Origin of the sequence: Legionella bozemanae, assembly GCF_001648595.1 — a bacterium.
Lineage (GTDB): Bacteria > Pseudomonadota > Gammaproteobacteria > Legionellales > Legionellaceae > Legionella > Legionella bozemanae.
In genome coordinates, this window is record NZ_LBAW01000001.1 from 288,412 (window position 1) to 294,411 (window position 6,000).

A 6,000-nucleotide genomic window follows, 5' to 3' on the forward strand; every position below is an offset into this window, starting at 1 on the left:
TGGTTTAAGTAATAAAATAGTACTTACTAAAAGGCACGCTTTATGACACATAAAGAAAAAGGTAAAAAACCGCTGCCCTTTACCTTATTTCCTGTAAAACAACGAAATGGATCTGTTGTGTACTATGCCTCTGATTTTTCTGAAGAGTTAGGCGGTGCTGTTTATAAAGGACATCAGTGTACTTTAGTCAATGCAAACCCCCTAGATTTAAAACCGCGCCACATAAAAAAAGAAGAGTTGAGAATTGACTACCATAGCCCTGTGGCAATAAAACTCTATGATGGCAAGCACCATCCCTCTCCTTTTCAATTTTATACTTCAGAAATAGCCGTCTTAAATATTAAAGGTAGAGATGCTCTCATTATGGATTACATAGATGGGTTCCATATCTATCCGGATGCTTGTGATAATCCTGGATTAAATCAATTAACCTTTTTACAAGTAGTAGATATCTCTTGGCAATTGATTCTTGGACTCAACACCCTTCATTATAGGAATACCAGCGGTCCTTCAATCGTACATGGCGATATTAAAGGGGAAAATATCAAAATACAAATCAAAGAAATTGAGACCACTGATGGGAAAAAATATAAAGTTGACGTGTCATTCCTGGATCTCGATTATGCCAAACCCATCATTGATACACCACAAATTCCTCAAGGAACTCCAGAACATATTGCCATCGAAATATTAAACGGTTATTACTCGGAATCTAGTGATTTTTTTGCATTGAGCCCACTTTTACTAAGTCTATTTGGTGCAGATAACCCCTTAAAAAAGATTATTGAATTCGGAAATGACAATGTACACATGAAGCGAGAGGAACTCATAAGAAAATTTCGCGATATTGGTTTTTGTACTGACGGGCTTTTTGAGCATTTTAAGAAAAAACCTGACCTCTTTATTTGTGAATTAGTAAAAAATTTCATCTTGAAAATGGGAAAAAAAAACAGGGTGGATCGACCTTCGCCAAATGCCATACTTGAGTTTTTTACTGCATTAAGGCAATTAAGCCTACTCGATGACGCCAATCGCTATAATACAGAAAAGGAGAGTTACTTTTTGCGTCTTTATATAGCAGCTCAAGAAGAATATTGGTTAACCGAGAAAAAATATCAAATGTTATTTTTCCATTTAGATGAGCATTTGCAAAAAAGATTAATTAGCCTAATGAGTATGAAGCAATGTGTCCTGTTCTACAAAATTGCCCAAGAAAACAATGCGCCCTTCTCACTTATCAATCAATTAAGAAGAAATGCTGCAAACCATCTGGTAGAACAAATTCGTTTTTTAAAAAAAACATCACGGACAAGTTTTTTTTTCTCTTCTTCACCAACTAAAAAAGACATCCAATGGTTACTTTACTGTTATAAACATAATGATTTTGCAGATTTTTATTCTACTTCACATGAAAAAATAAGAAAAAAACTCGAGCAATGCAGCAAAAAAGATTTAGCGCCTTTAATTTTAATTATTACAGAAGGAATAACCCAAAAGATAGATTCACCTTTCTCCACAAATTCCTCAAACTCAATTAGTTGAATTCATAAACAATAAATCACACGCTCCTCTAATTCAAAAGACGTCTTAAAAGCCTGCGAACATTGGATAAGTTTTTTAACTATCCATTGGCACTCTTCATTACTTGCATAATGCAATTTGAAATTTTTTCTTATCATTGGCACCAACTCCAAATGCGACAACTGTAAATTGGGGGCAAAAGAAAAAAAATACATCAATGACAAATCACTTTTAAATTGTTCCCAGCCACTGATACCCTCATAATCATTAATCAAATCTCCGCAACCATATAGAATTAACCCCTGGTTGTGCCATTCAATACCTATTGGGTGATGCGAAGAATGACCATGAATCACGTTAACACCTAATTCATCAATGAGTGTGTAAGCAAATCGCTGATGTTGAGCTGGAATGTCATAACCCCAATTTTCCCCCCAATGAATGCTAACAATGCATAAATCTCCAGTTTTTCTGTAATACTCAATCACTTCCTTTATTTGCTTTATGGAGTCTTTACCTAAATCAGTCAGCAACCATACCCCAGGTTGTTCCGAAGTGGCAGCCCACTCTTTTAAAATACCACTGGAAAAAAGCCCCATCGAGAATACGAGAATCCTTCCTTTAAAACCTGGAACAAGATGGATTGCAGGCGCAGTCGCTTCCTGAATATTTTTTCCTGCGCCCGCATAAGCTATTCGAGCTTTATCCAAAGTCAACAGTGTCTCTAAAAATCCCTCTCGGCCCCAATCCAATATGTGATTATTAGCCACAGCACATACATCAACGTGTGCTGAAGTAATTGCATCTATATTCTCAGGATGCATGCGGTAATTAATCCCCTTGAATGGCCATGGCGTATTGCTACGGGTAATGCTTGTTTCCAGATTAATTAAACGAAAATCAGGATTTCTTAATTTTAATTCTACTAAACCATCTCCCCATATATATGTTCCTTTTTTGCCAAGCGGAATCTTGCCATTGACTCTTTCAGCAAGCCAGACATAATCACGTGCATCTTTAACATAAGACTCATAAATTTGCGGCTCACCAGGATGAGTTAAAATTTGATCTATCCCTCTCCCAGTCATAACATCACCACATAAAAAAATATGGAATTGAGGAAATACTGATGACATGATCCTTTATCCTTGAATCTAAGGGTAAGATTAGTTCATTTTTCTACTAATAATAGTCGTAAATTAAAGAACATGCGGTAATAAATGATGGCCGTTTCGCGCTGATTAGTACTGATTTTCTGTATGCACTTTCTCTATTAATCATGAAACAATTTTTTGGTTTGAGGTTCATCCTGCACAGTGGAGGCCGATGTGGTAGGTTCAGCTTTTCTTTTTTTGCCATCGTCTAAAGTACTTAGAACTCCCAAACCACTGCTAGATAAAGTTGGTGTGGCTGTTTTTTTTCTCCAGTCGAAGACATCACTTTTTAGATCCTTTTGTAAATCTTGAGAAATCTCAAATTTGACAAAATGAGGAGAAACTTTCTTACAATGATTTTCAAAGGTTTCACGACAAAATTGATCGGTTAAATCCATTATAAGATACTCTGAAGGCTCATCTTGTAACTGCTCAAGCCGTTCCTTCTCCATCTTTTTGAACCAATTTTTTAATGCCTCTTGATCTTCATAAAACTCTGGTGGATAAAAACCAAACTTATTATAAACGGTAAGCGATTCTGCTGAGGGGCTGACTGTCATATTGTGCTGTCCGCTATTTACGAAAAAATCCAGAGCATAGACCATCATTAAATTACCAAGTCCTTTACGACGATATGTCTCACTTACAAATAAACTAAACAATTGAGATATTTTTTCTGTATCTTTGTTTAGCCTTAATTCAATAAAGCCGATGACTTTTCCATTGTCCCGCAAAACAAGCATTAAATCACATCTATTGCTATCGTTATGTAACAATTTTCCATTATTGTTAAATAACTGAACCGTTTCATCACCTAATTTTTCAACATCATTTTCAAAATAAATTTCCGCCATCGCATCTTCGTGCCTGACATAACTTAAAAAATCAGATAAATCATTTTTACCAGGGTAATCAAGAATATAATTCTCTTTAGGAGTTGGGTTAATTGTATTATCTACATTTTGAAACATGATTCATGCCAATTACCGAGCAATAGTTTAATTATAATCTCGATAGATCTTTAATTCAACAATTTGGGTGTTTTTTGAAATAAAACAGCTTCACTTTTAGCACTTAATTCACTCGCTAAATAGGAACTATTTCCCTGCTCTTTTCAATATGGTTTGAAATCCCCCTCCAGTCAGGCTCATAGCATAAAAATATGGAATTAGGCAATACTTCATCACATGCTCATCCATCCTTTGGTATATACTGTATAAAACCAGTTCGTTTTTTCTACTAATAAAAGGATAGCCTTAAATTGGGAGAAGTGGTGGAAAATAAACAATGGCAGTTTTCGCTCTGGTATGTTTTGATGATTTTCTGGATTATCATCCTGTTTCAGAGCTTTTTTTTCGCAACCCATCCTGTAAATATTGCTTACAGTGATTTTATAAAACTTTTGAAAGCCGATAAGTTAAATAACGTCTTACTTGATGAAAGCTACATTACCGCAGACGTAAAAACTGAAGGTTTATCAGGATTACTTCCCGAAGACAAATTTAATGAAATAAAAGAATATGGCGGCAAAAACCCCCAAGTCACTACAGTTCGCGTTAATGATCCATCCCTTATATCGGCTTTGGAAGCAGCAAAAGTAAAATTTACAGGACAAGCTGAAAACAAATGGTTAACCCTGATATTATCCTGGATTATTCCTGCATTGCTCTTTTTCGCTCTGTGGAGTTTTTTACTAAGACGTATGGGTTCAGCAACTGGCGGCGTTTTGGATGTTGGAAAAAGTAAAGCGAAAATCTACATGGAAAAAGAAACACATGTATCATTTCAAGATGTTGCAGGAGTAGATGAAGCGAAAGCCGAGCTTATGGAAGTAGTTGAATTCCTTAAAAACCCGCAACATTATACTCGTATTGGCGCTCATATACCTAAAGGCGTACTTTTAGTGGGTCCGCCTGGAACCGGAAAAACATTACTTGCACGAGCTGTAGCAGGAGAAGCAGGAGTACCATTTTTTTCAATTAATGGTTCAGAATTCGTAGAAATGTTTGTTGGCGTTGGTGCTGCACGAGTACGTGATTTGTTCACTAATGCCCGAGAAACCGCGCCAACAATTATTTTTATTGATGAACTTGATGCCTTAGGCAGAGCACGCGGCGCTTATCCTATCGGCGGAGGACATGATGAAAAAGAGCAAACTTTAAACCAGTTACTCTCGGAAATGGATGGCTTCGACCCCAGTGAAGGATTAATTCTGCTTGCCGCTACCAATCGACCGGAAATTCTTGACCCCGCATTATTGCGGGCGGGGCGTTTTGACCGCCACATACTTGTCGATCGGCCGGATAAAAAAGGTCGAGTAGAAATTCTCAATGTTCATCTGAAAAAAATTCGGCAGGGCCCTGATGTTGATCCTGAAAAGATTGCGGCCTTAACTCCAGGTTTTTCGGGTGCCGATTTAGCAAATCTGGTCAATGAAGCAGCCTTGCTTGCCACACGTCATAATGCCGACTCTGTAAGTATGGATGACTTTACCAATGCTATTGAACGAATGGTGGCAGGGCTGGAAAAAAAGAATCGCTTACTCAATCCCGAAGAGCGTAAAGCAGTAGCTTATCATGAAATGGGACACACCCTGGTAGCGCTCTCCTTGCCTAACGTAGATCAGGTGCACAAAGTCTCAATTATTCCACGAGGAATAGGCAGCTTAGGATATACCATTCAACGTCCTACTGAGGACCGTTATCTTATGACAGAAGAAGAGTTAAAAAATAAAATGATGGTTTTACTCGGAGGTAGAGCAGCTGAATTTGTTGTTTTTGGTCGATTTTCAACGGGAGCAGCAGACGATCTTGCCAAAGCGACTGACATTGCACGGAATATGGTCATGCGTTACGGTATGGATAAAGAGCTTGGGCCTGTAACGTACCAGAAAGAACACTCACCTTTCCTGGAGTCTCCTATAACGCACAACGAACGTGAATTTAGCGAAGAAACAGCATGTGAGATTGATACGGCAGTTCGCAAAATAATTCAAACTGCCTTTGATGATGCCGTAGATATTATTAAAAAACGCATTAAAATTTTAGAAAAAGGGGCGCAATTATTATTAAAGCAAGAAACATTAAATGAAGAAGATTTAATTGCATTAATATCAAATAAAAAGGCTGTCCATAAGTAACCCGGGTGCAGCAACTGTCTCTTGATCACATCCCTGCCTACACCCTGCTCCTACGACTTGTCCCTGAGCGACCCACGCGAAATTTGAATGTAATCTTGGGTTTTTAAATGAAACATACTCATCTTTCTACGTACCGCGCATAAAGCCTGAGAGATAGACAAAAAAATTTGGTTTAAGGCATTGAAA

Annotated in this window: 4 protein-coding genes; 2 read left to right on the forward strand and 2 right to left on the reverse strand. The window is 37.5% G+C overall.

What is annotated here, in order from left to right; genetic code table 11:
• Window positions 1-42 precede the first annotated feature (42 nt).
• Window positions 43-1,542: a protein kinase domain-containing protein gene (locus A8O27_RS02165; RefSeq protein ID WP_058460251.1), complete on the forward strand. Its 1,500-nt coding sequence runs from the start codon at window positions 43-45 to the stop codon at window positions 1,540-1,542.
• 2 nt (window positions 1,543-1,544) lie between these two features.
• Here A8O27_RS02165 and A8O27_RS02170 read toward each other — a convergent pair whose 3' ends face one another.
• Together A8O27_RS02170 and A8O27_RS02175 are read right to left on the reverse strand one after the other, a co-directional pair.
• Entirely contained in the window at window positions 1,545-2,657 is a 1,113-nt protein-coding gene (locus A8O27_RS02170; protein ID WP_058460250.1) for a CapA family protein, read from the reverse strand.
• Window positions 2,658-2,794: 137 nt separating this feature from the next.
• The gene (locus A8O27_RS02175; RefSeq protein WP_058460249.1) at window positions 2,795-3,646 is read right to left on the reverse strand and encodes a GNAT family N-acetyltransferase; all 852 of its coding nucleotides are present in this window, start codon (window positions 3,644-3,646) and stop codon (window positions 2,795-2,797) included.
• Window positions 3,647-3,948: 302 nt separating this feature from the next.
• Between A8O27_RS02175 and ftsH the strand changes: the two genes are divergently transcribed.
• A complete protein-coding gene (gene ftsH, locus A8O27_RS02180) occupies window positions 3,949-5,814 on the forward strand; it encodes an ATP-dependent zinc metalloprotease FtsH (RefSeq protein WP_058460557.1) in 1,866 nt (621 codons plus the stop codon).
• Window positions 5,815-6,000 lie beyond the last annotated feature (186 nt).

What these genes read in the sequence shown, in the direction of transcription:
- A8O27_RS02170 (WP_058460250.1), bottom strand. Translation starts at nt 2,657, where the DNA reads ATGTCATCAGTATTTCCTCAATTCCATATTTTTTTATGTGGTGATGTT.
- A8O27_RS02165 (WP_058460251.1), top strand. Translation starts at nt 43, where the DNA reads ATGACACATAAAGAAAAAGGTAAAAAACCGCTGCCCTTTACCTTATTT.
- A8O27_RS02175 (WP_058460249.1), bottom strand. Translation starts at nt 3,646, where the DNA reads ATGTTTCAAAATGTAGATAATACAATTAACCCAACTCCTAAAGAGAAT.